Below are 25316 nucleotides of genomic sequence, written 5' to 3'. Positions count from 1 at the left end.
GCAAATTTTCGCGATTGACTGCTTTCATGGGAGCCACGCGCGCACAGCATTAACGGCCGCGCGCAACCAATGCGGCGCTGCAATATGTTGCGTTGCGTCTGGCTATTTTAGCTTCGCGCGATGTCGCTCTTCGCGAGGTCCCACATCAGCGCATAGGTGCCGACCGAGACGGGCAGCGGGAAGGGCGCCGCAGTCGGGCCGGTGAAGCGCTCGGCGATCGCGGCCGAGACCGCGCCGACATGCGTGCCGTCGATCAGCACGAACCAGTCGCGCGCGCCTTCGTTGCGCGCCGCGGGGATATCCGCCGTTGCACCCGACAACTCCGGCTCGCTTTCGAGCAGATGCATCGAGATGATGCCCTCGCGCGTCTCCGGCACCAGCTTTTCTTGCAGCGCATCACGCCATGCGCCTGCATTGTCCGGCGCCGGCCGCAGCCGCACCACGCCGAGCGCAGCACCGCGACCGGTGCCGTTGCTGATGGTGATGCGTGCGACGACGCGCAGCATGTTCTTGAAATGCGCCATGGTCCGTCGCGACCATTCGGTCTGGTTGGCGAGCCGCGCGCGGTAGGCGGGGCTGTCGAGCACGTCGAGCGTCACGGTCGAATAGAGCGAGAGATATTTGGGGTTGGCGGCGTGCGCGACATAGCGCCGCGCTTCCAGAAAACCATCGATCGCGACGCGCTCTTCCAGGTGCTCGCGATCGTACCAGCGGTTGAAGTCGACCTCATCGGCCTCGTCGATATTCATCGACGTCAGCAACATGCCTTTTCCGGCGAGGGGCATTGTTCTTGTCCTTCTATCGCGCGGCCTTCGACGCAAGATCGGCGATCGACTTCATGACCGCGTCCCGCACGCCGGCATCATAGAGCGAATGCCCGGCTTCTTCCACGATGCGAATCTCGGAACCCGGCCAAACTTTCGCCAACCGCTCGGATGTCTCAGGCGGGCACAGCAGATCATAGCGGCCCTGGATGATGATGCCGGGAATGCCATTGAGCTTCTCGGCGTTCCGCAGCAACTGGCTCTCGCTCATGAAGCTGTCGTTGACGAAGTAATGCGCTTCCATGAACGGTGTCGCCGGCAATGTGCGCCAGACGTTCAGCGAGGCGAGGTCAATTCGCGTCTTTGCGGGCTTGTGCTCGGAGAGCGCACGTTCGGTATCGTGCCAGGCCCGCGATGCCGGTCCATGCACGGCGGGGTCGGCATCGAGGATGCGGCGATAGTAAGCTTCGACCGGCCGCTCTCGTTCCTCGGGCGGCAGCACATTCAGAAAATCTTCGTACAGCGCCGGATAGAACTGCGCCAGGCGCGAGGTGAAAGCCGTCTCGACTTCCGCTCGCGTGCCCAGAAAGGTCGCGCGCAGCGCGATGCCGGAGACGCGCTCGGGATGGGCTTGCGCATACGCCAGCGCCAGCGTCGCGCCCCAGGAGCCGCCGACCACCATCCAGCGGTCGAAGCCGAATTTTTCGCGGATCTTTTCCATGTCCGCGATGAGGTGCGCCGTCGTGTTGTGCGCGCGCGATCCTTTCGGCCGGCTGCGGCCGCAGCCGCGCTGGTCGAACAGCACCGCGCAGAAACGGTCGGGATCGAACAAGCGGCGATGATCGGGCTGGCAGCCGGAGCCGGGGCCGCCATGCAGATAGATTGCGGGGATGCCGTCGGGCCGGCCGACGCTCTCGACATAGAGCTCGTGGCCGTCGCCGACATCGAGCATTTCGGAGGTCAGCGGCGCAAAGGGATCGGCGCGTTTGACTGAATTGGCCGCGTCGGCGTCAGGCGTCATTCCCGGATTCCAAAGTGCCGCCGGCAAAATTGCGATAGAGGAAGCGGTTGGTCTCGCCCTCGGCCTCGCGCTCGGCCTGCTTGAAGATGGTCTCGTGCAGCGGCGACAGCGCACAGGCCGGATCGGTGTTGGCAGCGTCGCCCGTCAGCGCAAAGGCCTGGCAGCGGCAGCCGCCGAAATCGATCTCGCGGAATTCGCAAGACTTGCATGGCTCCTTCATCCAGCCGGTGCCGCGATAGCGGTTGAAGGCGTCGGAGTTCTGCCAGATCCAGGCGATCGAATGGTTGGAGCGGACGGATTCGAAGTCGAGCCCGGTGATGCTTTCGGCGGCGTGGCAGGGCAGCACCTTGCCGGCCGGCGAGATGTTGAAGAACTGCCGGCCCCAGCCGCCCATGCATTTCTTCGGCCGCAGCGCGTAATAATCCGGCACGACGTAATCGATTGTCAGTCGGCCCTTGAGCCGTTCGCGCGCCTCCTCGACGATGCGGGTGCATTCGTCGAGCTGCGCCACGGTCGGCATCAGCGCCGCCCGGTTCTTCAACGCCCAGCCGTAATACTGCACATTGGCGACTTCGAGCCGGTCGGCGTCGAGATCGATCGACATCTGGATGATGTCGGGGAGCTGATGCAGATTCTGCCGGTGCATCACCGCATTCACGGTGAGCGGCAAGTCGAGCTCGCGCGTCCACTTCGCGACTTCGAGCTTCTTGCGATGCCCATTCTTGTAGCCGGCGACGCGATCGGCGAGGCCTTCTTCGACGCCCTGGAAACTGATCTGCACGTGGCACAGCCCGGCATCCGCAAGATCGCTGAGCTTGTCGCGCGTCAACAGCACGGCCGAGGTGATCAGATTGGTGTAGAGCCCGGCGTCGCTGGCATGCTTGACCAGCTCGACCAGATCCTTGCGCGCGGTCGGCTCGCCGCCGGAGAAATGCACCTGGAGCACGCCGATCTCGGCGAGCTCGCTCAGGACTTTCTTCCATTCCTCGGTGGTCAGCTCCTTGCCGGAACGGTCAAGCTCGACCGGGTTCGAGCAATAGGGGCATTGCAGCGGGCAGCGATGGGTGATCTCGAGCAGCACGGCGAGCGGAATGCCAAAGGTCTCCGCCGTGGAGCGCTGCTTTTCGAGCACCGCGAGGCTGTCGCTGGCATCAGGCGGAATGGTGGGATTGCCGAGCAGATCGCTCATGGCGTCTTCTCCCGGGCCTCCGTAAGGAACCCCTTGTCCGCGAGATCCTGGAGCATGCCGATGACATCGGTGAGGATCGCCTCACGCGGCGCGGCGTATTTTGCCGCCAGCTGGTCGGATACGTCGCCGACGCTGCGCTCGCCATCGCAGAGCTGCAAGACCTCGACCGCGATCTCGTCCGGCGCCAGCACGCGCTCCGGCGCCAGGATCACCCAGACCTTTCGCGTCTCGTCATATCTGAGCTTGGCGTGCCGCGGCAGCACCGGGCGGCTGGCCTCGCTGACGCTGATGTTCCGCGGCCCGGCCATCAATGGTTCCTCAGCTCGCTTTGGGCACGAACGCACCCGGCGGAATGTTGCCCTCGACATAGGCGTGATAGAGCGCGTCGAGTTGCACCCATAGCACATTGGTCTTGAAGATCAGCGCGTTGCAGACGGAGGCGCGTTGCTCCGGCGTCGTGGCATGTGCCTTGACATAGTCGAGCGCAAAGCCGGCATCGCGCGGTGCCTGTGCCAGCCGTCGCTTGAAGTAGCTCATGATATCAGGATTGACGAAGTCATAGTGCTCCAGCATGCCGGAGATCCGCTCTTCGTGCAGGTTCGGCGCGAACAATTCCGTGAGCGAGGAGGCGATCGCCTCCAGCGGGCTCTTCTCGCGGCAGTAATGCACATAGGCTTCCACCGCGAAGCGCGTCGCCGGCAAGATGCCTTCGGTGGATTCCACGTAAGCCGTGTCGAGGCCGAGGCCGCCGGTCAGCTTGAGCCAGCGCTCGATGCCGCCTTCAGAGCCGACATCGCCGTCATGGTCCTCGATGCGGTGGCGCCATTCCAGCCGGGTGGCGCGATCGCGAAAGCGGGAGATCACCACGGCGTCCTTGATCGGGATCGTGCTCTGGTAATAATAGCGGTTCAGCGCCCAGGCCTGCACCTGGCCCTTGTTCAGCTTGCCGCCGTGCAAGAGCTTATGGAACGGGTGCAGGCTGTGATAGCGCGTAGCCCCAATGTGGCGCAGCGTTGCCTCGAGCTCCTCGGCGGAGTTGAGCCTGATGTCCTTGCCGATCGAGAGCGCGGTCATTCCAGTCATGGACGCGGCATTCACAGCACGATCTCCGTTCCGTCAGCGGGTATCTGCCAACCCGCCGCCTCAGTAGTCTTGCGCTCGGGCGAGCCGGGCAGCAATGCCGGGTTCGAGTTGTTGATATGCAGAAACATCTTCCTGTCGAGTGTGAGATCGGCGAGCCGCGCGATCGCGCCGTCGTCGCCGGACATCGCGACATGGCCCATGCTCTTGCCGGTCTTGTGGCCGAGCCCGCACCTGATCATCTCGTCGTCGCGCCAGACCGTACCGTCGAAGAACACCAGGGCTGCACCGTCGATCTCGGCCTTGAGCGCGTCGGTCACCTCGGCGCAGGCGGCGATGAAATAGAAGCATTTGCCGGTCGACTTGTCGGTGATCTTCAGGCCCAGCGTGTCGCCATCGCCGGTCTCGCCGCCGGGATGCGCCTTGCCTTCGAGATACCAGGCCGACTTGCCGGGCACGGCGAACGGCTGCACCTCTAGTCCCGTACGCGCGCCGTCGGGCAGTCGCGGCTCGAACGGCTCGCTGATATCGATCGGCTGCCGCCGCACGTTCTTTTCGTTGAGCACGTTGAAGATGCTGTTGGCCTTGAGGATCGCCAGCACCTTCTCATGCGCGTAGACCGTGAACGGCGAGCCCTCGCGCATCGAGAGCAGGCCCGCCACCGCATCGACCTCGCCATTGGTCAAGATCACGCCGGCGATCGGCGTGTGGCGTAGCGCACCCGCCTTGGGGTGCAGCTGCGGCGTGGCATTCAATTGTTGACGCAGGTCGGGGGACGCATTGATCAGGAACCAGTGCTCGCCATCGCCACTGAAGGCGACCGAGGCCTGGGTCCGTTGAAGCTCATGGCCATTCGTACGGGCCGCCCGGCAGCCCTCGCAGCCGCAATTCCATTGCGGCACTCCGCCGCCGGCTGCAGCGCCCAGGACGACGACGCGAAGCATGATCCGTCTCCTGGAGGGAACGCCGCGAGGTGGATCTCAGGCCGACACAAATCCTGTCTTTCGGAAACGCATCGTGACCGAATAGGACTCGACCGAAAGAACCACCTGCGCTGAACGCGAACTCACCAACCGCTTACTTGCGGGTGGCGCTCACATACATGTTGATTTCCATGCCGCAGGGCACTTCGACGATCTTCGGGGTTTTCCAGGCCATTTTGGCTCTCCATTTTCGCGAACTGGGACGTGTACGCCCATGGGTTAAAGTAATGCGGGCGGAAAAGTTCGCCAGTGAAATTTTCCCGAGAAGTCCATGTTGCGCCGCGAAAAATGCTAGTGGAACTTCACTTCTGACGACGCAGCCTTGCGCCCGGCGCATTCGGTCGCCAACCCTGTCCTGATAAAGCAGTTGTGAGTGCAGGACAGCTTTCAATCCGGTACAGGCGACCCAACTGGACCTCGGTGATGCCCAAATATTTCTTCAACACCCGTATCGGCGATGAATTGATCGTGGATCCCGAAGGCGAGGACCTGCGCAATCCCGATCGTGCCTGGGAGGTCGCCCGCCAGATGATCCTGGAGGTGCTGAGATCCGAGGGCACCCAGCCGGCGCTCATGGCGGCGGTGATCGAGGTCACCGACGTCGAAGGCGAGATCGTGCTGGAATTCCCCTTCACCGAGGCCCTGCTGGACGTCCCGGACCAATCCGCGACCCGGCACTAATCCCGGCTTCGCCCCTGCGAAATCCGCATGGCTTTGCTGTGTTTCCGGCGCTAAAAGACGCCGGTTACACGGAGCAAGCCATGCAAGACCTCTGGCGCCTGTCGGCCGCCGACCTCGCTACCCTCGTCAAGTCCAAAAAGGTGTCGGCCAGGGAGGCCGCCAAGGCCGGCCTCGCCCGGCTCGATGCGGTCAATCCCAAGCTCAATGCGGTGATCGACCACCGGCCGGAGGACGTGCTCAAGCAGGCCGATGCCGTCGATGCGGCGATCGCGAGGGGAGAGGATCCCGGCGTGCTGGCCGGCGTGCCCGTCACCATCAAGGCCAATGTCGACCAGGAAGGCTTTGCCACCACCAACGGCCTGAAACTCCAGCGCGACCTGATCGCGCGCGAGGACAATCCGGTGGTCGCCAATTTCCGCAAAGCCGGCGCGGTTCTCCTTGGGCGCACCAATTGCCCGGCCTTCTCCTATCGCTGGTTCACCACCAATCTGGTCCATGGCGACACCAAGAACCCCCGCGATGCCGCGCTGACGCCGGGTGGCTCGTCCGGCGGCGCCGGCTCGGCTGTCGCGGCCGGCATTGGCCACATCGCCCACGGCACCGATATCGCCGGCTCGATCCGCTATCCCGCCTATGCCTGCGGCGTGCACGGCCTGCGCCCGACGCTCGGCCGCATCCCCGCCTTCAACCCGGCGCTGCCGGAGCGCCCGATCGGGCCGCAGATCATGGCGGTGTCGGGTCCGCTGGCGCGCACGGTCAACGATTTGCGCATTTCGCTCGCCGCGATGTCGGCGCGCGACGCGCGCGACCCCTGGTTTGTGCCGGCACCGCTGGAAGGCCCGGCGCGGCCGAAGCGCGCCGCGATCTGCCTCAATCCGGACGGCCTTGCGACCACGCCCGAGGTGAAGGCGGCCGTGACCGACGCCGGTAAGCGCCTGGAGCGCGCCGGCTGGACCGTTGAACTGATCGAGAACACGCCGCCGATGCGCGAAGCCGTCGAGTGGCAGGTCAAGCTCTGGCTCGGCGACGGCTATGAGGCGCAGCTTGAGATGGCCGAGCGCGAGGGTGATCCCGGCGCACTGGCGTGCCTGCGCGGCAACCGCGCCAAGGTCACGCCGTTCGACCAGGCGAATTACGCCAAGGCATTGACCCGCCGCGCCACGCTGACCCGCGACTGGATGCTGTTCTTCGAGCAATACGCCGTGGTGCTGACGCCGGTCTCCGGCGAACTGCCGTTCCCCGATCATCTCGACCGCAAGGACGAGGCGTCCTTCAAGCGCGTCTGGGAAGCGCAGCTGCCGCAGATCGCGATTCCCTTCATGGGATTGCCGGGCCTCGTGGTCTCGACCGGCCTCGTCGGCAAGGCGCCGGTCGGCGTGCATATCGTGTCCGGCCGTTATCGCGAGGACCTTTGTCTTCTCGCAGGCGAAGCGATCGAGGCGGGCGGCGTGCCGCCGTCGCCGATCGATCCCGTGGGTTAGCGATGTCGGCGATCTACGAATTCAAGGCCAACTCGCTCGCCGGCGACGAGGTCGCCCTGCGCCGCTTCGAGGGACAGGTGCTGCTGATCGTCAACACCGCGAGCAAATGCGGCTTCACGCCGCAATATCGCGGGCTCGAGGATTTGCACCGCGATCTGTCGCCGCGCGGCTTCTCGGTGCTGGGCTTTCCCTGCAACCAGTTCGGCGCGCAGGAGCCGGGGCAGGCGAGCGAGATCCAGTCGTTCTGCTCGACCCATTACGACGTCACCTTCCCGCTATTCGAGAAGGTCGACGTCAACGGCGCCAAGGCGCACCCTTTGTATGAGTATCTGAAACACCAGCAATCCGGACTGTTGGGTGCCTCCATCAAATGGAATTTCACAAAATTCCTGGTGGACCGCGCCGGCCGAGTGATCGCGCGCTACGCGCCGACCGCACGGCCGGAAGGATTGCGGCAGCAAATCGAGACCCTGTTGTGAGCGAGACAATCATGAGCGACGAATTTCCGGACCGACTGTCGGTCGATCCGAACAGCCCCTATCACAACGCGGAGATCCTGGCGCGCGACGTCGGCATCCGCTTCAAGGGCGTCGAGAAGACCAATGTCGAGGAGTACTGCATCAGCGAAGGCTGGGTCCGCGTCACCGCAGGCAATGCCAAGGATCGTCACGGCAACCCGCTGACCATCAAGGTGCATGGCCCGGTCGAGCCGTATTTCAGGGATAAGAAGTAACCTCGGCGCGCACACTCTCTCCACTCGTCATTGCGAGCGAAGCGAAGCAATCCAGAATCTTTCCGCAGTGGCAGTCTGGATTGCTTCGCTGCGCTCGCAATGACGAAAGTGAAAGGCCAAGCCCATGTCCGTCCGCATCGTCGACGTCCGCGAGATCACAAAACCGATCTCATCGCCGATCCGCAACGCCTATATCGACTTCACCAAGATGACGACGAGCTTGGTCGCCATCGTCACCGACGTGGTGCGCGACGGCAAGCGCGTGGTCGGCTACGGCTTCAACTCCAACGGCCGCTACGGGCAGGGCGGCCTGATCCGCGAGCGCTTTGCCTCGCGCATCCTGGAGGCTGATCCGAAGTCGCTCTTGAACGCGTCCGGCGACAATCTCGACCCCGACAAGGTCTGGGCCGCGATGATGACCAATGAGAAGCCGGGCGGCCATGGCGAACGCTCTGTCGCGGTCGGCACCATCGACATGGCGGTGTGGGATGCGGTGGCGAAGATCGCAGGCCAACCGGTGTTCCGGCTGCTTGCCGAACGCCACGGCCTCACGGCCAATCCGCGCGTCTTCGTCTACGCCGCCGGCGGCTATTACTATCCCGGCAAGGACCTCTCGATGCTGCGCGGCGAGATGCGCGGCTATCTCGATCGCGGCTACAACGTCGTGAAGATGAAGATCGGCGGCGCGCCGATCGAGGACGATCGCAGCCGCATCGAGGCGGTGCTGAAGGAGATCGGCAAGGACGCGCAGCTCGCGGTCGATGCCAACGGCCGCTTCGATCTCGAAACCGGCATCGCCTACGCCAAGATGCTGCGCGACTATCCCTTGTTCTGGTACGAGGAGGTCGGCGATCCCCTCGACTATGCGCTCCAGGCCGCGCTCGCCGAGTTCTATCCGGGCCCGATGGCGACCGGTGAAAACCTGTTCAGCCACCAGGACGCGCGCAACCTGATCCGCTACGGCGGCATGCGCCCGGATCGCGACTGGCTGCAATTCGACTGCGCGCTGTCCTACGGCCTCTGCGAATATCAGCGCACGCTGGAGGTCTTGAAGACCTACGGCTGGTCGCCAAGCCGCTGCATCCCGCACGGCGGCCACCAGATGTCACTCAACATCGCAGCCGGCTTAGGTCTCGGCGGCAATGAGAGCTATCCGGATTTGTTCCAGCCCTATGGCGGCTTTCCCGACGGCGTCCGCGTCGAGAACGGCCACATCACCATGCCGGATTTGCCGGGCATCGGCTTCGAGGGCAAGTCTGATCTCTACAAGGAGATGAAGGCGCTGGCGGAGTAGCATTTGTCGTTGGAGTACGACGGCCGCGCCAAATACTCGCTGTCGTCCCGGCGAAGGCCGGGACCCATAACCCCAGGGAGAAGTTATGGCGCGAGCTGACAACTCCGAGTCTTCGTCAAACCACTTCCTGTGGTTATGGGTCCCGGCCTTCGCCGGGACGACAATGGAGTGAGCCGCGCGCAGCCTCACGCGCGTTGCAGCAACGGCCGCAGACCGCGGATGTCAGTCACCGCCTCAATCCCATACACCGACTTGATCAACTGCTCCGCCTTCTCGGCTCCCACCACCGGTGCGATCAAATCGCGCGCCTTGTCGATGACCTCTTCCCGCGTCATCGGGTTGCGCGGGGTGCCGCGGACGGCGGTGACGCGTTCGGAGAGGCGGGTGCCGTCGGCGAGCTCGATCTCGACGATGGCGACGCGCACCGGCAACAGCTTGGCCAGCTCCTCGTCGCGCACCAGATTTACCTTGGCGCGCTCCTTCAAAACCGCCGCGTCCTGCATGCGCGGCTTGTCGTGCGCGGCGTGGAACGAGGCGGTCTTGTCGAGCAGCATCACGGCGACCATGTGCTGGAGGCAGATGTCGGGGATGTCGCGGTTATCAACGACCTCGGCGACGGATGGCGCAAGGCGCACCGTCACGCGTTTGACCTGGTCGGCCTCGAACGCCTGCTTGCTGCGAATGGCGTAGACCGCATCGAGCGGTCCCTGGATCGGCGAGCCCACGGTCCATTTCTTGATGTCGGTCACGGCGATCTCGTAACGCTCGCCGAGCTTCTCCACCAGCTTTCCGGTGGCTGCCTTCGGCGCATAGGCCAGGAAGTAATTGTCTGGCCCTGAGAACACGTCGTCGACGCCGTTCCAGTCCGAGCGCACCAGCAGCGCCGCGGTCACGCCGTTGCGGGCCGGCATGCCGGCGAACACAAACCCCTTCTCGATGTGATCGACGTCGCGCCGCCACACGATGAAGCCGGAGGATTGCTGCGCGGCATAGTCGAGCACCCAGCGCATCCGGCGCGCGTCGAAGCCGGCGACGCAGGCCGCCGCAGCCGAGGCGCAGAACGTGCCGGAAATGCTGTGCGTGCTCAGCACGCTTTCATAGCTGAAATCGGCGCCGCCCATTGCCATCACCACGCGCGTGCCGACGTCGTAACCGAGCGTCACCGCCCGCAGGAAATGGGCACCGTCGATGCCGAGGTGTTCACCGAGCGCAAGCGCCGCGGGGACGGTTGAAGAGCCGGGATGCGACCGCGACGGGCTGTGCGAATCGTCGGTCTCGTCGGCATGCGCCATGACGCCGTTGGCAAGTGCGGCCTCGATCGGCGATGCCGTGAGCGCCGTGCCGGCAACCGTCGATGTGCCCTGCGCAGCATTGGCGCGGATGTAGCGCTGCGCGGCTTGGCCGGGCGGCAGCTCCGATCCGGATATCATCGAGGCCAGCGTATCGAGAATGTGGTGTTTTGCGTGTTCGACGACGTCCGCCGGAAGCGCGCGGGTCTTCGCCGCGCTCATGTAGTCGCACAGCGCCGTCATCTCCGGCCCTGAGCCGGAGCCCTCCGCGAAACTGCGTGCGGGCGAGAGCGAGAGGCTGGTTGCCGCCGCAGCGGTCAGGCCGAGAAAATCGCGTCGTTTCATGGTGTCCCGTTCTTTGGTGCAGGAGTTCGATGAAACGGATAGCGCTTATGATAGCCGCATGTCCAGCCGGCGAACTCTCCCCAACGTCGTCCTGGCGAAAGCCAGGACCCATTACCCCAGGGAGGAGTTGTAGCGAACATTCGTCGCCGCCTGCATCAACATGGCAATGGGCAGTCATCGCCAAACAGGCTGCGGTGGTAATGGGTCCTGGCATTCGCCAGGACGACAAGTGGGGCGCTACGACAGCCGCATGTCGAGCAGCCTTCGTCCTTCGCCCTTCAACAGCTTCTTCACCGCGCTGGACGCCACGACCTCGCCGTCATTGGCATAGGCCTCGTGGTTCTTCTCGATGTCGTCGAGGCGGTAGAGATAGTTGACCATCACGCTAGCGGATTCCCGCACACCCTTCGGCGAGAGGTCGCCGAGCCAGTTGATGCGCTCGAGCCGCGCGCCGTTGCCGAGATGGAAGCGGGCGACCGAATCGATCAGGCGGCCCTTCGGCGTGCGCGCCTTCAGGAAGTAGTGCGCGGCGAGCGGCTCGATCACGCTGCGCAGTTGCGCGGTCGTCTCGGGGTTCTCGAACCATTTGGGATCGTCGAGACGCTTCAGCAGCTCGCGATCCTCGTCCGACAGCGGAACGTCTTTGTCCTGCTTCACCCATTGCATGAAGCCGGGCACCGGCGACAGCGTCACGAAGGTGTCGAGTTTCGGCGTCTCGCGGCGCAGCTCCTCGACCACCTGCTTGATCAGGAAGCTGCCGAACGAGATGCCGCCAAGTCCACGCTGGGTGTTGGAGATCGAATAGAACACGGCGGTGCGCGCGCGCTCGATCGGGACCGACGGGCGGTCGACCGCGAGCAGCGGCGCAATCGCACCGGGGATCGTCTCGGTCAGCGCCACCTCGACAAAGATCAGGGGCTCATCCACCATCGCGGGATGGAAGAAGGCGTAGCAGCGGCGGTCGACCGGATCGATGCGGCGGCGCAGATCGTCCCAGTCGCTGATCTCGTGGACGGCCTCGTAGCGAATGATCTTTTCGAGGATGTTGGCCGGGGTCGACCAGTCGATCCTGCGCAGCACGAGAAACCCCCTGTTGAACCACGAAGAGAGAAGATGGGAGACGTCGCGGTCGAGCGCGGCGAGATCGGTGTGGCCGTTCGTCATGCCGAGCAGATCGGCGCGCATGTTGACGAGATCGCCGGTGCCGCCGGGCGCGCGGTTGAGACGGCGGATCAGTTCCTGCCGGCGCGGTTCCGAGGCGAAATGCAGCGAGCTCGCGTCCTCGTCGCTGGGCTGGGCGCGCCACTTTTCGATGGCCTTGGCCAGACGTTCCCGGTCCGGGCCGAAATCGCGCACGAGGCCCTCGAAAAAGGCGCGACGTCCTGCCGCATCCAGCTCTCCGTAGACGTCGAGCACTTCGCGCGCCATGGCTGTGCCGGAGGCTTCACCCCGGCCCGACAGCAGCGCGCCGCAGAGCTCGATCAGCCCGTCGGCGTCCTGTTTGGTATCAGCAGAATCGCGGCGAAGCAGCGTGCGGCCGCGCTCGGAGATCGTGGCGAGCAGATCGGAGAAGAAGGCGTTGGCCATCTGGGCTTTTCGAATCCGGGGTTTGTGCGGTGCGGAAGCTTACACGGGATTGAGGCGGAAGCCGATCACAATCAAGCAGGCGAATTTGGCAACTTTAGCTGGGCTGTGCGTTTCGAGAATGCTCTCATGCCCGGCGAGGGCGGGGTACGGTACGCAGTAGCCTGCCGCGCAGTGTGGCGAATGGGGGCCGGTGCGTCCGCGATCCGCTCCCCCGACGTCAGCGCCAGAAGAGGGCCTGCTCAATTGCCGGATCTGCTGAACTGGACCAGGCTGAACGAGCCCATGCCGGTCGTCCGGACGAAAGCGAAGCCGGCCGAGCCCGCGAGCCTGCGATACTCGGCTTCCGTCCGCTCGCAGCCGCCGGGTCCTCGCAGCATGTTGAGGTCGCTCATGACGCAGGAGCGATCCCCGGGTTCCGTCGTGGCAAGCTCCGGCATGATCCGCTCGATCACGATCAGCGTCCCGCCCGGCGGCAGCGCGTCCCGGCAATTGCGCAGGATAATCCGGCAACGATCGTCATTCCAATTATGGAGAATGCTCTTCATCACGATCGTGTCGGCGCCGCTCGGGACTTTTTCAAAGAAGCTGCCGGCGACGAACCGGCAGCGGCCGGCGATACCAAGCCGGTCGAAATGTGCGCGCGCATCTGCCTCGCAACGCGCCAGATCCAGGGCAACGCCCTCAAGATGAGGGTTGTGCTGAAGCACGGCGCCGATCAATTCGCCGGTGCCGCCGCCGAGATCCATGACGAGGCGCGCGGCGGCGAAGTCGTGGGCCGCAACGATCTTTGGAACGATCGACCGCGTGAGGCTGACCATCGCAGCGTTGAACCGTCGGTTTGCGTCCGGCGCATTGCCTGACGCGGCATAACGGTCATCGCCTTCTCCGCGCAGCTGGGTCGCAGTCTTTCCGGTGCGAACCGAATCGACCAGTCCGCTCCAGGATTGCGCGAGCATCTCGCCCTCAAAGAGAACCCAGTCCTTGAAGGATGGGTCGGCGGTCTCGCCGAGTTGCCGGCCGAGATCGGTCATGGCAAACCGGTCTAGGTCTGCCTGCCTGCACAGGCCAATTGTCGTCAGGCCGACGAGCAGTCTGCGTAGCGCGCTTTCGTCGGCGGACACCAGCCGGGCAAGCTCGGCCACGGATTTCGCCTCATCGCCGATGGCCTCGGCGAGATTGAGCTTCGCCGCAGCATAGATCACCGCGGTGATGCGATGCGACTGCACGAGATCATGCACGGATGCCGGCCCGCTCATGTGTTGCCTCCTGTCAATGCCGCGCTCAATCGGTCGGGACGAACCCCGTTTCCTGCACGATCGCCTTCCACCGGTCGGATTCCGATGCGATCAGCCGGGTGAAGTCTTCCATCGCGATCGTATCGGGCTCGACGGCCAGCTTTGCCATGCCGGCCCTGACCTCGTCGGTGCGCACGGCCGCCTGGATCGCGGCATTGAGCTTATCGACAATCGGCGCTGGTGTCTTCGCCGGAACGAAGAACGCAAACCATGTGAGGTCCTCGAGCGACGGATATCCGGCTTCCCGCACCGTCGGTACCTCCGGAATGAACGGGCAGCGGCGCGGTCCGGTGGTCGCCAGCGCGCGAAGATCTCCAGACTGGACAAGCCCGAGCGAGCTTCCGATCGGCATGACGGTCGCCGCAATCACGCCCTTGACCAGATCCTGAATCGCGCCACCGCCTTGATAGGGTATGTGAAGAAAATCGAAGCCCGCGCTGCGGCCCAGCATCGTACCGAGAAAATGCAGCGTGGTTCCGGCGCCCGGCGTACCGAAGGTGGCGAGCTTCGGATTGGCGCGGCACCAGGCAACGAAGTCCGCCAGCGTCTTGACGTCGGCCGGTACCTTCGGGCCGACCGTCAGCAATGTCGGGGTCGAGGCGACGGTCGACACCGGTGTGAAATCACGCGGCTGGTATCTCAGCGTCTTGTAGACATGCGGAAAGAACATCATGAAGCCGAGCGGCGAGAACAGCATGGCCGATCCGTCGGCATCGGCGTTCTTCAGCGCCTCCACCGCGATGCGACCGCCCGCGCCTGGCCGGTTCTCGACCACGATGGTTTCCGCATAGCCGCTCATCTGTCCGGCCACGAGCCGCGCCATGGCGTCCTGGAACCCGGGCGAGAAGCCTGTCAGAATGTGCACGGTTTTTGAGAGCGGCCGTGCGAGCGCGCGCGGCGCAGGATACGTGGCGGCGAACGCGGCAGCGGCGGTCGATAACACATCACGACGCGTGATCATTGCCCGTCTCCCTGACCAGGCCCAACGTTTCCGCGGGCTCTACCTTTAGATGTATCACGTCGGGAGGCCGACGGGCCTGGTCGCCGGCTTACATTTTCCTTACCGGCAGCTTATTCTTGAACGGAAGGATTTCAGCGATCGACCGCGACTGCAGGGAAACGGCTTGCGCTATCTCTTTGAAAATTTTTCTCTCGACACCGAGCGGCGCGAGCTGCGCCGCGGAGCGGATGCGATCGCCATCGCGCCACAGGTCTTCGACCTGCTCGGCTATCTGATCGGCAACCGCGAGCGCGTCGTCAGCAAGGATGACCTGATCCGTACCATTTGGCATGGCCGCGCCGTCTCCGACGTCGCCCTGACCACGCGACTTAATGTCGCGCGCAAGGCGATCGGCGATTCCGGAGACGCGCAGCGCCTGATCAAGACCTTTCCGCGCAAGGGCATCCGCTTCGTCGCGGAGGTGCGCGAAGTGCCGACGGCTGCAACTGTCGCCGTCTTGCCGAGCCCCGCCGCAGGCAAGCCGTCGCTTGTGGTTCTTCCCTTCGCCAATCTGAGCCCGGATCCCGCGCAGGAATATTTTGTCGACGGCGTGACCGAGAGCCTGACCACGGATCTGTCGCGAATGGCCGGCATCTTCGTGATCGGCCGTAACACCGCCTTCACCTACAAGGGTACGCATGTCGATCTGAAGCAGCTCGGTCGTGAACTCGGCGTTCGCTACGTGCTCGAGGGCTCGGTGCAGCGGGCTGGAAGCCGGATGCGCATCAACGTCCAGCTCATCGATGCCGGGACCGGCAATCATTTGTGGGGCGATCGCTTTGATAAACAGGTCGTCGACCTCTTCGACATGCAGGACGAGATTGGTGCCCGTCTTGCCAATCAACTCGGGACCGAGCTGGTCATGGTGGAGGCGCGGCGCGCGGCGCGGGCGCCCCATCCGGATTCGATGGACCTGTATTTTCAAGGTATGGAATATATGAATCGCGGAACGGATCCCGCGAGCCTGTCGCAGGCGCGCCCGTTCTTCGAACAGGCGCTCCGCCTGGATTCTGCGAACGTCGAAGCCATGGTGGGCATGGCTTCTGTCGATACCATGCGGGCGACCTCCATGCTGATTGACAGGGCGGCGCCCCTGCAAGTGGTCGAAGCGTCCTTAACGAGGATACTTGCCCGCACACCTAATCACGCGAGGGCACATTGCCTGATGGGCGTCGTCCAGATCTTCACAAACCGCGCCGCCCAGGGCATCGCCGAATGTGAGCGGGCGTTGGTGCTGGACCGGAATCTGGCCACGGCCCATGCGTGGATTGGGCTCGGTAAAAACAATCTCGGTCGGGCCGAAGAGACCGAAGCCCATGTCATGGAGGCCTTCCGGCTTTCTCCCCGCGACAACAAGGCCTCTTCCTGGATGAATACGGCAGGCGTCGCGCAATCATATCTCGGCGCCGATGAGGCTGCCGTTCACTGGTTCAAGCGATCGATCGAGACCAACCGGAATATTGCGCCGTTCATGTATTTCTATCTCGCCGCCGGGCAGGCGCATCTTGGTCAGATCGAGGAAGCATGGGCCTATGTGCAGGCGGGGCTCACGCTCGCTCCGAACTTCAGCATCGTCCAATTCCATGCCAGTTCGCCGTCGGATCATCCGACCTGTCTTGCGCAGCGAGCTCGCATCGCCGAGGGCTTGCGCAAGGCAGGACTTCCTGAAGAGTCAGGGTTGAGCAGGTAGGCCGCTCGCATCTGCGCCTCACCCCTTCCCAGCAAACTCCGTCGGCGTCCGACCCGTCACCTGGCGGAACGCAGCCGAAAAAGCTGGCACGCTGGCATAACCGAGCTGGGTCGCGAGCTGCTTCACCGACACACCTGCATCCGTGGATAGCCGCTGGATGGCGGCAGCAACCCTTGCGCGCTGGCACCAGCTCTTGAAGCTCAATTGTGTCTCCGTTGAGAATAGCCGCGACAGCGTCCGCGCCGAGGTTCCGACCTCGCGCGCCAGCGTGTCGATATCGTGCAGGCCGGTGGGGTCGTCGAGCACGATCATCGCCGCGCGCCGGCAGCGCGGCTCGTGCGGCAGCGGCACGAAGGTCGCGGGATCCTCGGCCTGGTGCAATTCCAGCATCACCAGGCGCACCAGCAGCTCGGTGCGCTCTTCGGTGTTGCGGGCGTCGAACAAAGCGAGGATCGCCTGGTGCAGCAGCGGCGACACCCGCACCACGAACTCGCTGGTCAGGCCCTTGTAACGCTGCTCGCGCTTCAGCCAGGGCGGGTCGAAATACAGCGTGCGCATCTCGATGTCGGCGAGCACGTCGATGGCGTGCTCGAGATGGGCCGGGACCCAAACCGCGCGGTCCGGCGGCACCAGCCAGCGCCCCTTCGGCGTCGTCACCTGCATGGTGCCCTTCGCGGCATAGACCAGCTGGGCCTCGCGGTGCATGTGCGGGTCGAGCCGCAGCCCCCTGGGATAGTCGCGCGCGACCAGATGCACGCCCGCGGTGGAGCGGTGGTTGCCCCGGACCTCCCGGAGGATTGGCGTTTCGACGACAGTCATTGGCAGCATCCCGTCATGCGCCCGACATATAACCCATTTCGGAGCAGGAGAGGATTCGAATGAACAGCCCCAGCCGGGTCATCAGTTTCGTCAACGCAGGTCATTTCATCGACCATTATGCGATGCTGATCTTCGCCGCCGCCGTGATCATCATGGGGCCGGCGCTCGGCATGGCCTATTCGGAACTTTTGCCCTACGCGACGCCGGGTTTCATCGCCTTCGGCGCCGGCTCGCTGCTGACCGGCTGGCTCGGCGACCGCTGGAGCCGCCGCCACATGATGCTGATCTTCTTCATCGGCATCGGCTTGTCCATGATCTCGGTCGGCTTCGTGCAGACGCCGCCGCAGCTCGGTGCGGCATTGTTTGCGATTGGTATCTTCGCCTCGATCTATCATCCCGTCGGCACTGCCATGATCGTGTCCTATGCCGACAGGCTCGGCCGCGAGATGGGGCTGAACGGCGTCTGGGGCAATCTCGGCGTCGCTTCCTCGGCGCTCGTCACCGGCGTGGTCGGGCAATATTTCGGATGGCGCTTTGCCTTCATCGTCCCGGGCGTCGTCACCATCCTGATCGGTATCGCCTTTGCGATGATGGTCGTGCACGAAGACCGCAAGGGCTCGAAGCAGGCGGCGGCGCAAGCGCGCGTCGCCAAGCAGGACATGTGGCGCGTGATCCTGTCGTTGCTGATCGTGGTCATCGCGATCTCCACCACGTTCAATGCGGTCACCGTGGCGCTGCCAAAGCTGTTCGCGGAGCGGCTTGCGGATCTTACGAAAAGCCCGGCGCTGCTCGGCGTCATCGCGGCTTGCGTCTACGTGTTCGGCGCGATGACGCAGTACACGATCGGCCGGTTGCTCGACCGCTATTCGCTGAAGACGGTGGCGCTGCCGCTGTCCTTCATGCTGGCGCCGTTTTTGTATCTGGCCGCGAGCCTGTCCAATTTGCCGCTGATACTGGTCTCGATCGGCATCGTCATGGGCGCGTTCGGGCAGGTCACGGTGAACGACGCCATGGTCGGGAAATACACCAGCGAAGAATGGCGCTCGCGCGCCTACGCGGTGCGTTACTTCGTCGGCTTCACCGCGGCGGGTGCGTCGGTTGGCCTGGTCGCCTGGCTCTACGAGCAGGGCGGCTTCGTCACCATGCTGCACGCTTTCGCCGCGCTATGTCTGCTGGCTATTGCGGCGGCGATCATCCTGCCGCGCGAGATCAGGACGCCTGCGGCAGTGTGATGCCACATCGTTATTGCTTTGCTCCGCTCGTCATTCCGGGCTCGTCGCTACGCGACGACCCGGAATGACGGGAGAGCTGCGCTCGCAATGACGGGGGATGAGGAGGCGCGTCGCACACGCTTTCCGATGATCCCATCTTGCCAGTGTTTTGCCCGACGGGTCAAACGCCCGCCACGCAGCTGAAAGCACAGCCTTATCAACGCCGTTCTACTGTGCATGGGGTTGTTTTCGACTTTTTAATCCGGAGGCCCCCCGGCACGCCGCTTGCATTTATTCCATGACTGTCCTCTCACCGAGACCCGCATGGATCTGCCGTCCGATCTCCCGGTCCGGAGCCTGATCGATCGCGCCGCGACCGGCGTGGTCTACGATCCCCTTAGCGCGGCGACCGAGCATCCAAAGTTCGTGCATCATCTCGGCAGTCCCTGGTTTCTGGCGCTGACCGCGCTCGGCGTCGTCTTTGGCGACATCGGCACCAGCCCGCTCTACGCCTTCCAGGTCGCGCTCTCCGGTCTCGGCCATCCGCTGCCTGTCGCGGCCGAGGTGACCGGGATCGTCTCGCTCATTCTTTGGGCGCTGATTGCCATGGTCGCCCTGAAATACGTCGTGTTCATCCTGCGGGCGGATAATGACGGCGAGGGCGGCATTCTGGCCCTGCTGTCGCTCGTCGCCGCCGACAAGGTGGCTGATGGCGCGCGGCTTCCCATCCTCGTCCTGCTCGGCGTCATCGGCGCCTCGCTGCTCTATGGCGACGGCGTCATCACGCCGGCGATCTCCGTGCTATCCGCTATGGAAGGCCTGAAGCTGGTCGCGCCCGACTTCGAGCATTTCATTCTGCCGGCGACGCTCGCCGTGCTGATCGGCCTGTTCGCGATCCAGCGCTATGGCGCTGGCAGCATCGGCAAACTGTTCGGACCCATCATGGTCGTCTGGTTCGCAGTGCTCGCCGTGCTCGGCGCGGTCAACGTGTGGAAGGCGCCGGCGATCCTGCTGGCGATCAATCCGCTGGAAGCCGGGCATTTCCTGCTTGCCGATCCAAAGATCTCCTTCGTGGTGATCGGCGCCGTCTTCCTCGCGCTCACCGGCGGCGAAGCGCTCTATGCCGACATGGGCCATGTCGGCGCGACTGCGATCCGGCGGGCCTGGTTCGCGCTGGTGCTGCCGGCACTGGTGCTGAACTATTTTGGGCAGGGCGCGCTGGTGCTGGCCGATCCGACCGCGGCCGACAATCCCTTCTACAAGCTCGCGCCGAGCTGGGCGCTGATCCCGATGGTGATCCTGGCGACGTTCGCGACCATCATCGCCTCGCAAGCGCTGGTATCGGGCGTGTTCTCGCTGACGCGGCAGGCGATGCAGATGGGGCTGGCGCCGCGGGCGCAGATCACGCCGACCTCCTATGACGAAGCCGGCCAGATCTATGTCCCCGCTGCCAACTGGCTCTTGATGATCGGCACGTTGCTTACGGTGATCATGTTCCGTTCGTCGGAAAACCTCGCCGCTGCCTATGGCATCGCGGTGTCCGGCACCATGCTGATAACCACCATCCTGCTCTATCACGTCGCGCGATCGCGCTGGAAATGGTCGCGCAGGCTGGCGCTGCCAGTGATTCTCGTATTCGGCGCGATCGATGCGACATTCCTGGTGTCGAACTCGCTGAAGATCGTCGAGGGCGGCTGGTTTCCGCTGGTCGTTGGCACGATCATCGCCGCGCTGATGCTGTCCTGGCGCAGGGGCTCATCCACCGTGCGCCGTCGCCTCGACGACATGTCGATGCCGCTGAAGGAGTTCCTCGGCTATGCCGACACCGCCGTGATCGGTCGTGCGCCCGGCATGGGCGTGTGGCTGACTAAAGTCGAGCATGGCGTCTCGCCGATGCTGCTGCGCCATATCGAGCACAACCGCGTGCTGCACGAAACCGTGGTGCTGCTCACTTATGTGTCGGATCGCCGGCCACGCGTGCCGTTCGGCGAGCGGCATTCGGTGCATCGCCTCGGCCGCGGCTTCTATCGCATCCAGGTCCGGCTCGGCTTCATGCAGACGCCGGACATCCCGCTGACGCTCGACAATTGCAACAAGCTCGGCTTCGACGCCGATCTCGAGCACAAGAACTATTATCTCGCCCACGAGACCATCGTCCGCCGCGAGAGCGGATCGGCGATCGATCCGGTTTCCTTCGGCATCTTCTCGTTCCTGAACCGGATCGCCAGCCGTGCGCCGGACTTCTTCAAAATCCCGCACGACGCGGTGATCGAGGTCGGCTTCCGCGTCGACGTCTAGGCTTCCGTCTGGGTTGCTGGCTTAGCCGCCGGCTTCTTGCGCGATTCAAGCCAGTTCTCGAACCGCTGCACCACCACGAAGAAGGCCGGCACGAACAGCACCGCAAGACAGGTCGAGGCCAGCATGCCGGAAAACACCGTGATGCCGATCGATTTGCGGGCGCTGGCGCCGGCGCCGGTCGCGATCACCAGCGGCACCACGCCGAGGATGAAGGCGAACGACGTCATCAGGATCGGACGGAAGCGGGCGCGCGCCGCCTCGATCGCGGATTCCAGCACGGGCTTGCCGTCGCGGCCGTGCAGCTCGAGTCCGACTTCGACGATCAGGATCGCATTCTTGGCCGACAGCGCGATCAGCAGGATCAGGCCGATCTGGCAGTAGAGGTTGTTGTCGATCTTCAGGCCGTTGAGGACGAGCATCGGCCCGATCAGCGACAGCGGCACCGCAAGGATCACCGAGATCGGCGCGTACCAGCTCTCGTACTGGCCGGCGAGCACGAGATAGACCAGCAGCATGGCGAGCCCGAACACCCAGTAGATCTGGTTGGAGACCGCCTTCTCCTGATAGGACATCGCGGTCCATTCGAAGCCGGTGCCCGGCGGCAGCGTCTTGGCCGCGATCTCTTCCATCAGTTGCAGCGACTGGCCCGACGAATAGCCCTGCGCGGGCAGGCCAACGATGGTCGAAGATGGATAGAGGTTGTAGAGGCTGATCAGCGACGGGCCGGTGACCGGCGTGATCGTGGCGACGGTGCCGATCGGGACCATGTTGCCGTCCTGGTTGCGCACCTGCATGTTGGCGATGTCGCGCTCGGTGACGCGGAACGCCGGGTCGGCCTGGGTATAGACCTGGAACACGCGGCCGAACTTGTTGAACTGGTTGACGTAGGACGAACCGAGATAGGTCGACAGCGCCGAGAACACCTGGTCCGTCGTCACGTGCAGGGTCTGGGTCTTGACGCGGTCGATCTCGATATTGAACTGCGGCACCGACGAGCGGAACGACGACGACACGCGCTGAAGCGCGCTCTGGCTCTGGGCGTTACTGACCATTGCCCCCGTGATCGCCTGTAGCTTTGCGAAATCGCTGTTGCCGTCGCGCAGCTCGACCTGCATCGAGAAGCCGGCCGCGTTGCCGATGCCCTGGATCGGCGGCGGCGGCAGCACCAGCGTGCGCGCCTCCATGATGGTCGCGACCTTGTCGTTCAGCCCGTACACCAGCGAGCGCAGATCCTCGCCGGGGCCTTTGCGCCCCTCCCAGTCCTTCAGGATGATGTAGGCGACGCCGGCATTGGCAAGGCTGGCGCTGCTGTCGAGCGCGGAGATGCCGGCGATGGTAATGACCTGGGCGACGCCCGGTGTGTCCTTGATGAGCGCGCTGGCCCTGTCGAGCACCTTCTGCGTTCGCTCGAGCGAAGCGCCATCGGGCAGTTGCACGGCGGCGATCAGATAGCCCTGGTCCTCGATCGGCAGGAAGCCGGTCGGCACCCGCGACAGGCCGTAGCCGCCGATCCCAATCAGGACCAGTGCAGCCGCGACCGAGATCGTGCTGTTCCTGCACAGCACGCCGATGAGCCGGACGTAGCCGCGCTCGACGCGGTTATAGACGGCGTTGAAGCCGCGATAGAAGAAATTGCGTTGCTCCGGCGGTACCGTCGGACGCAGCCACAGCGCGCACTGCGTCGGCTTCAACGTCGCGGCGTTGATGGCCGACAAAAGCGCGGTCGCGGCAATCACTAGCGCAAATTGCGAGTAGATGCGCCCGGTGAGACCGGCGAGGAACGATGCCGGCAGGAACACCGAGATCAACACCAGGGTGATGCCGACGATCGGCGCGAACAGCTGGTCCATTGCCTTGATCGCGGCGTCGTGGCCGTTCATGCCCTGCTCGATGTTGTGGGCGGCGCCTTCGACCACGACGATGGCGTCGTCGACGACGATGCCGATCGCGAGCACGATCGCGAACAGCGTCGACATGTTAATGGTGAAGCCGAGCGCCGCCATCGCGGCGAAGGCGCCGATGATGGTCACCGGCACCGTGGTCGCCGGCACAAGCATGGCGCGCCAGTCCTGGAGGAATACCAGGATCACGACCAGCACGAGCAAGCCTGCCTCGATCAGCGTCATGTAGACCTCGTGCACCGAGGCCTGCACGAATTTTGTGGTGTCGAACGGCGTGTCGTATTTCATGCCTTGCGGAAAGGCCTTCGCAAGCTCCGCCATCTTCTTCTCGACGGCCTGCTCGACCTGGAGCGCGTTGGCGCCGGGTGACTGGAACACGCCAATGCCGACGGCGGGCTGCTTGTTCAGCGAGAAGATCTGGCTGTAGGTCTGCGCCCCCAGCTCGACCCAGCCGACATCGCGCACGCGCGTGACGTCGCCGCTGGTGCCGGTCTTGACGATGATGTTCTCGAACTGGCCGGTGTCGTCGAGCCGGCCGTTGACGTTGAGCGTGTACTGGAACGCCTGTCCCGGCGGCGTCGGCGGCGCGCCGACCTGGCCCGCCGAGACCTGCTGGCTCTGCTGCTGGATGGCCTGGATGACGTCTTGCGGCATCAATCCGCGGGCCTGGAGCTTGTTCGGATCGAGCCAGACCCGCATCGAATACTGGCCGGCGCCGAACACGGTGACGTTGCCGACGCCGGGCAGGCGGGACAGCTCGTCGCGGAGGTTGATGGTGGCGTAATTGCTGAGATACAGGCTGTCGAACGTCGAGTCGGGCGAGGTTAGCGTCACGAACAGCAGGATCGACGTCGATTTCTTCTGGACGGTGACGCCCTGGTTCTGCACCGAGGTCGGCAGCTGCGACAGCGCGCTGGAGACGCGGTTCTGCACCAGCACCTGCGCGAAGTTGAGGTCGGTGCCGATCTTGAAGGTCACCGTCAGCGTATAGGTGCCGTCGGAGGCGCTGTAGGACTGCATGTAGAGCATGTCCTCGACGCCGTTGACCTGCTGCTCTATCGGCAAGGCAACCGTGTCGATGACGGTCTTGGCGCTGGCGCCGGGATAGCGCGTGGTGACCTGCACCGTCGGCGGCACCACGTCCGGATATTGCGCGATCGCGAGATTGAACAGCGCCACGCCGCCGATCAGGATCATCAGCAGCGCGATGACGTTCGAGAGGACCGGCCGCTCGATAAAGAATTTTGAGATCATGGCCGGCGCCCCCTCACTTCGCAGTTCACTTGGCAGACGCCTGAGGCTGCTCGATCTTCGTCAGTTGCGGGTCGATCTTCTGGCCCGGGATTACGCGCAGCAGGCCCGCGATCACGACGCGGTCGTCCGGCTTCAGGCCGCCTTCGATCATGCGCAGGCCGTTGTCCGCGGCGCCGATCTGCACCTTGCGCTGCTCGACCACATTGTCCTTGTTGGCCACCAGCAGATAGCGGCCGCCCTGGTCGCTGCCGAGCGCGGTGTCGGGAACGAGCAGGGCGTTCTTGTCCTGGTCGAACGGCACGCGGACCCGGACGAAATAGCCGGGCAGCAGCACCCGCTTGTCATTGGCGACAAGGCCGCGCACCGCGAGCGTCCCGGTCGATTGGTTGAGGGTCGGTGCAACGTAATCGAGGTGGCCTTCATGCGGATAGCCGGTCTCGGTCTGGAGGCCGACTTGAATCGGGAACTGCTTGAGGTCCGCCGACGTCAGTCCGCGACGTTGCGCTTCTGCCCGGATCCGCAGCACGTCCTGTTCGTTGACGGTGAAGTTCACCCAGATCGGGTCCATCGCGACGATGGTCGCGAGCTGGGTCGGGGAGGAAACGCCGACGAGCTCGCCGATCGAAACCAAGTGCGCGCTGACGATGCCGTCGAACGGCGCGCTCACCTTGGTGTAACTGTAGTTGAGCTCGGCAATCCTTGTGTTGGCCTGCGCCTGCTGGAGATTGGCCTGGGCGTTGTCGCGGGTCGACGTCGAGGTGTCCAGGGTCGCCTGCGACACGGCCTGCCGCTGAACAAGATCGACCTGCCGCTTGAAATCGGCTTCAGCCTGTTTGAGCGAAGCCTGCGCGCCGGCTTCGGCCGCCTGCGCCTGGTCGAGCTTGAGCTTGTAGGTCTCGGGCTCGATCGTGAACAGCTGGGTGCCCTGCTTGACGAAGGTGCCGTCCGTGTAGTCGATCGATTGCAGGAAGCCTTGCACGCGCGCTACGAGATCGACGCTCTTGATCGGCGCGGTGTTGCCGGTGGCCTCGACATAACGCGTCACCGGGCGTTGGATCGGCGTGGCGACATCGACCTTGGACGGCGGCGGCGCCACGAAAGTGTTCTTGTCCTCGCAGCCGGCGAGGACGGCGACGGTCGCCACGGCGGCCAGCGCCCGCCCGATCTGTCTCCACGCTCCATTATGATGTGCGGGACGGGCGAGATTGGCGCAGGTCATTCGATGGCCTCCGATTGCTGTCTGTCGGTGCAACAGGCTAGCAACAAATAACCGGCCGTGGAACACCATAGCCATGGCAGTCACCAGCCTTGACAGATTTGTCGTGACAAATCGCTTTTCATCGCGCGCATGATCGACCAGAATTGCGTCAAAGGCCCGTGCGACGGGCACGAGGCCGGCGG

The 25316-nt window shown here is 64.2% G+C and carries 22 protein-coding genes; 8 read left to right on the top strand and 14 right to left on the bottom strand.

Annotated features, from left to right (window positions below):
* Positions 1 to 107: 107 nt before the first annotated feature.
* The 7 genes from UB31_RS31405 to pqqA form a co-directional block, all read right to left on the bottom strand.
* Positions 108 to 785 carry a DUF4286 family protein gene (locus UB31_RS31405; RefSeq protein WP_045013621.1) on the bottom strand — a complete coding sequence of 226 codons (678 nt, stop codon included), beginning with the start codon at positions 783 to 785 and terminating at the stop codon, positions 108 to 110.
* Between the two features lie 13 nt (positions 786 to 798).
* Entirely contained in the window at positions 799 to 1785 is a 987-nt protein-coding gene (gene pip / locus UB31_RS31400; RefSeq protein ID WP_045013620.1) for a prolyl aminopeptidase, read from the bottom strand.
* Positions 1775 to 2974: a pyrroloquinoline quinone biosynthesis protein PqqE gene (pqqE, locus tag UB31_RS31395; RefSeq protein ID WP_045013619.1), complete on the bottom strand. Its 1200-nt coding sequence runs from the start codon at positions 2972 to 2974 to the stop codon at positions 1775 to 1777. Before pqqE ends, pip begins: the two co-directional genes overlap by 11 nt.
* Positions 2971 to 3282 carry a pyrroloquinoline quinone biosynthesis peptide chaperone PqqD gene (gene pqqD, locus UB31_RS31390; protein WP_045013618.1) on the bottom strand — a complete coding sequence of 104 codons (312 nt, stop codon included), beginning with the start codon at positions 3280 to 3282 and terminating at the stop codon, positions 2971 to 2973. The genes pqqE and pqqD overlap by 4 nt, the downstream gene beginning before the upstream one ends.
* Positions 3283 to 3292: 10 nt before the next feature.
* A complete protein-coding gene (pqqC, locus tag UB31_RS31385) occupies positions 3293 to 4072 on the bottom strand; it encodes a pyrroloquinoline-quinone synthase PqqC (protein ID WP_045013617.1) in 780 nt (259 codons plus the stop codon).
* Positions 4069 to 4998: a pyrroloquinoline quinone biosynthesis protein PqqB gene (gene pqqB / locus UB31_RS31380; RefSeq protein ID WP_045013616.1), complete on the bottom strand. Its 930-nt coding sequence runs from the start codon at positions 4996 to 4998 to the stop codon at positions 4069 to 4071. Before pqqB ends, pqqC begins: the two co-directional genes overlap by 4 nt.
* 133 nt (positions 4999 to 5131) lie before the next feature.
* Positions 5132 to 5212: a pyrroloquinoline quinone precursor peptide PqqA gene (gene pqqA / locus UB31_RS31375; protein ID WP_045002119.1), complete on the bottom strand. Its 81-nt coding sequence runs from the start codon at positions 5210 to 5212 to the stop codon at positions 5132 to 5134.
* A 248-nt stretch (positions 5213 to 5460) separates the two neighbouring features.
* On the opposite strand from pqqA, the gene UB31_RS31370 reads away from it, so the two are divergent.
* The 5 genes from UB31_RS31370 (at position 5461) to tarD (ending at position 9226) form a co-directional block, all read left to right on the top strand.
* Positions 5461 to 5718 carry a DUF6894 family protein gene (locus UB31_RS31370; protein ID WP_045002120.1) on the top strand — a complete coding sequence of 86 codons (258 nt, stop codon included), beginning with the start codon at positions 5461 to 5463 and terminating at the stop codon, positions 5716 to 5718.
* An 80-nt stretch (positions 5719 to 5798) separates the two neighbouring features.
* Complete coding sequence (locus UB31_RS31365) at positions 5799 to 7199, top strand: amidase family protein (protein WP_045013615.1); 1401 nt, start codon at positions 5799 to 5801, stop codon at positions 7197 to 7199.
* Positions 7200 to 7201: 2 nt separating this feature from the next.
* On the top strand, positions 7202 to 7678 hold the full coding sequence (locus UB31_RS31360) for a glutathione peroxidase (RefSeq protein WP_045013614.1): 477 nt from the start codon (positions 7202 to 7204) through the stop codon (positions 7676 to 7678).
* Positions 7679 to 7689: 11 nt separating this feature from the next.
* Entirely contained in the window at positions 7690 to 7932 is a 243-nt protein-coding gene (locus UB31_RS31355) for a DUF3297 family protein (protein WP_045013919.1), read from the top strand.
* A 124-nt stretch (positions 7933 to 8056) separates the two neighbouring features.
* Positions 8057 to 9226, top strand: coding sequence for a D(-)-tartrate dehydratase (tarD, locus tag UB31_RS31350; protein ID WP_045013613.1), 1170 nt, complete (start codon positions 8057 to 8059; stop codon positions 9224 to 9226).
* A 185-nt stretch (positions 9227 to 9411) separates the two neighbouring features.
* Here tarD and UB31_RS31345 read toward each other — a convergent pair whose 3' ends face one another.
* The 4 genes from UB31_RS31345 to UB31_RS31330 all read right to left on the bottom strand — a co-directional run bounded on the left by UB31_RS31345 (position 9412) and on the right by UB31_RS31330 (position 14703).
* Positions 9412 to 10860: an MmgE/PrpD family protein gene (locus UB31_RS31345; protein WP_045013612.1), complete on the bottom strand. Its 1449-nt coding sequence runs from the start codon at positions 10858 to 10860 to the stop codon at positions 9412 to 9414.
* Positions 10861 to 11097: 237 nt separating this feature from the next.
* A complete protein-coding gene (locus tag UB31_RS31340; RefSeq protein ID WP_045013611.1) occupies positions 11098 to 12447 on the bottom strand; it encodes a malonyl-CoA decarboxylase in 1350 nt (449 codons plus the stop codon).
* Between the two features lie 239 nt (positions 12448 to 12686).
* Positions 12687 to 13703 carry a methyltransferase gene (locus tag UB31_RS31335; protein ID WP_045013610.1) on the bottom strand — a complete coding sequence of 339 codons (1017 nt, stop codon included), beginning with the start codon at positions 13701 to 13703 and terminating at the stop codon, positions 12687 to 12689.
* Between the two features lie 25 nt (positions 13704 to 13728).
* Complete coding sequence (locus UB31_RS31330) at positions 13729 to 14703, bottom strand: Bug family tripartite tricarboxylate transporter substrate binding protein (RefSeq protein ID WP_045013609.1); 975 nt, start codon at positions 14701 to 14703, stop codon at positions 13729 to 13731.
* 163 nt (positions 14704 to 14866) lie between these two features.
* Between UB31_RS31330 and UB31_RS31325 the strand changes: the two genes are divergently transcribed.
* Positions 14867 to 16432, top strand: a complete 1566-nt coding sequence (locus UB31_RS31325) for a winged helix-turn-helix domain-containing protein (RefSeq protein ID WP_045013918.1) — start codon at positions 14867 to 14869, stop codon at positions 16430 to 16432.
* A gap of 18 nt (positions 16433 to 16450) precedes the next feature.
* On the opposite strand, the gene UB31_RS31320 is transcribed toward UB31_RS31325, so the two are convergent.
* The gene (locus tag UB31_RS31320; RefSeq protein ID WP_045013608.1) at positions 16451 to 17251 is read right to left on the bottom strand and encodes an AraC family transcriptional regulator; all 801 of its coding nucleotides are present in this window, start codon (positions 17249 to 17251) and stop codon (positions 16451 to 16453) included.
* 59 nt (positions 17252 to 17310) lie between these two features.
* On the opposite strand from UB31_RS31320, the gene UB31_RS31315 reads away from it, so the two are divergent.
* Positions 17311 to 18483: an MFS transporter gene (locus tag UB31_RS31315; protein ID WP_045013607.1), complete on the top strand. Its 1173-nt coding sequence runs from the start codon at positions 17311 to 17313 to the stop codon at positions 18481 to 18483.
* Positions 18484 to 18786: 303 nt separating this feature from the next.
* On the top strand, positions 18787 to 20760 hold the full coding sequence (locus tag UB31_RS31310) for a potassium transporter Kup (RefSeq protein WP_082078695.1): 1974 nt from the start codon (positions 18787 to 18789) through the stop codon (positions 20758 to 20760).
* On the opposite strand, the gene UB31_RS31305 is transcribed toward UB31_RS31310, so the two are convergent.
* Entirely contained in the window at positions 20757 to 23915 is a 3159-nt protein-coding gene (locus UB31_RS31305) for an efflux RND transporter permease subunit (protein ID WP_045013606.1), read from the bottom strand. The two genes, UB31_RS31310 and UB31_RS31305, sit on opposite strands and share 4 nt — an antisense overlap.
* A 25-nt stretch (positions 23916 to 23940) precedes the next feature.
* Positions 23941 to 25134 (bottom strand): efflux RND transporter periplasmic adaptor subunit, encoded by a 1194-nt coding sequence (locus UB31_RS31300; protein WP_045013605.1) that lies wholly within the window; start codon positions 25132 to 25134, stop codon positions 23941 to 23943.
* Between the last annotated feature and the right edge of the window lie 182 nt (positions 25135 to 25316).

It is taken from the genome of Bradyrhizobium sp. LTSP849 (assembly GCF_000938255.1).
Taxonomy (GTDB): domain Bacteria; phylum Pseudomonadota; class Alphaproteobacteria; order Rhizobiales; family Xanthobacteraceae; genus Bradyrhizobium.
The sequence above is the reverse complement of the archived record's forward strand: the minus strand, read 5'-3'. Positions and strand labels throughout refer to the sequence as shown.

Bases quoted from the DNA above. Each gene is read 5' to 3' on its own strand.
- tarD (WP_045013613.1), top strand. From the start codon at position 8,057: ATGTCCGTCCGCATCGTCGACGTCCGCGAGATCACAAAACCGATCTCA.
- UB31_RS31310 (WP_082078695.1), top strand. From the start codon at position 18,787: ATGGATCTGCCGTCCGATCTCCCGGTCCGGAGCCTGATCGATCGCGCC.
- pip (WP_045013620.1), bottom strand. From the start codon at position 1,785: ATGACGCCTGACGCCGACGCGGCCAATTCAGTCAAACGCGCCGATCCC.
- UB31_RS31360 (WP_045013614.1), top strand. From the start codon at position 7,202: ATGTCGGCGATCTACGAATTCAAGGCCAACTCGCTCGCCGGCGACGAG.
- UB31_RS31300 (WP_045013605.1), bottom strand. From the start codon at position 25,134: ATGACCTGCGCCAATCTCGCCCGTCCCGCACATCATAATGGAGCGTGG.
- UB31_RS31370 (WP_045002120.1), top strand. From the start codon at position 5,461: ATGCCCAAATATTTCTTCAACACCCGTATCGGCGATGAATTGATCGTG.
- UB31_RS31355 (WP_045013919.1), top strand. From the start codon at position 7,690: ATGAGCGACGAATTTCCGGACCGACTGTCGGTCGATCCGAACAGCCCC.
- pqqD (WP_045013618.1), bottom strand. From the start codon at position 3,282: ATGGCCGGGCCGCGGAACATCAGCGTCAGCGAGGCCAGCCGCCCGGTG.
- UB31_RS31365 (WP_045013615.1), top strand. From the start codon at position 5,799: ATGCAAGACCTCTGGCGCCTGTCGGCCGCCGACCTCGCTACCCTCGTC.
- pqqE (WP_045013619.1), bottom strand. From the start codon at position 2,974: ATGAGCGATCTGCTCGGCAATCCCACCATTCCGCCTGATGCCAGCGAC.
- pqqB (WP_045013616.1), bottom strand. From the start codon at position 4,998: ATGCTTCGCGTCGTCGTCCTGGGCGCTGCAGCCGGCGGCGGAGTGCCG.
- UB31_RS31320 (WP_045013608.1), bottom strand. From the start codon at position 17,251: ATGACTGTCGTCGAAACGCCAATCCTCCGGGAGGTCCGGGGCAACCAC.
- pqqA (WP_045002119.1), bottom strand. From the start codon at position 5,212: ATGGCCTGGAAAACCCCGAAGATCGTCGAAGTGCCCTGCGGCATGGAA.
- UB31_RS31315 (WP_045013607.1), top strand. From the start codon at position 17,311: ATGAACAGCCCCAGCCGGGTCATCAGTTTCGTCAACGCAGGTCATTTC.
- UB31_RS31340 (WP_045013611.1), bottom strand. From the start codon at position 12,447: ATGGCCAACGCCTTCTTCTCCGATCTGCTCGCCACGATCTCCGAGCGC.
- UB31_RS31335 (WP_045013610.1), bottom strand. From the start codon at position 13,703: ATGAGCGGGCCGGCATCCGTGCATGATCTCGTGCAGTCGCATCGCATC.
- UB31_RS31405 (WP_045013621.1), bottom strand. From the start codon at position 785: ATGCCCCTCGCCGGAAAAGGCATGTTGCTGACGTCGATGAATATCGAC.
- UB31_RS31305 (WP_045013606.1), bottom strand. From the start codon at position 23,915: ATGATCTCAAAATTCTTTATCGAGCGGCCGGTCCTCTCGAACGTCATC.
- UB31_RS31330 (WP_045013609.1), bottom strand. From the start codon at position 14,703: ATGATCACGCGTCGTGATGTGTTATCGACCGCCGCTGCCGCGTTCGCC.
- UB31_RS31345 (WP_045013612.1), bottom strand. From the start codon at position 10,860: ATGAAACGACGCGATTTTCTCGGCCTGACCGCTGCGGCGGCAACCAGC.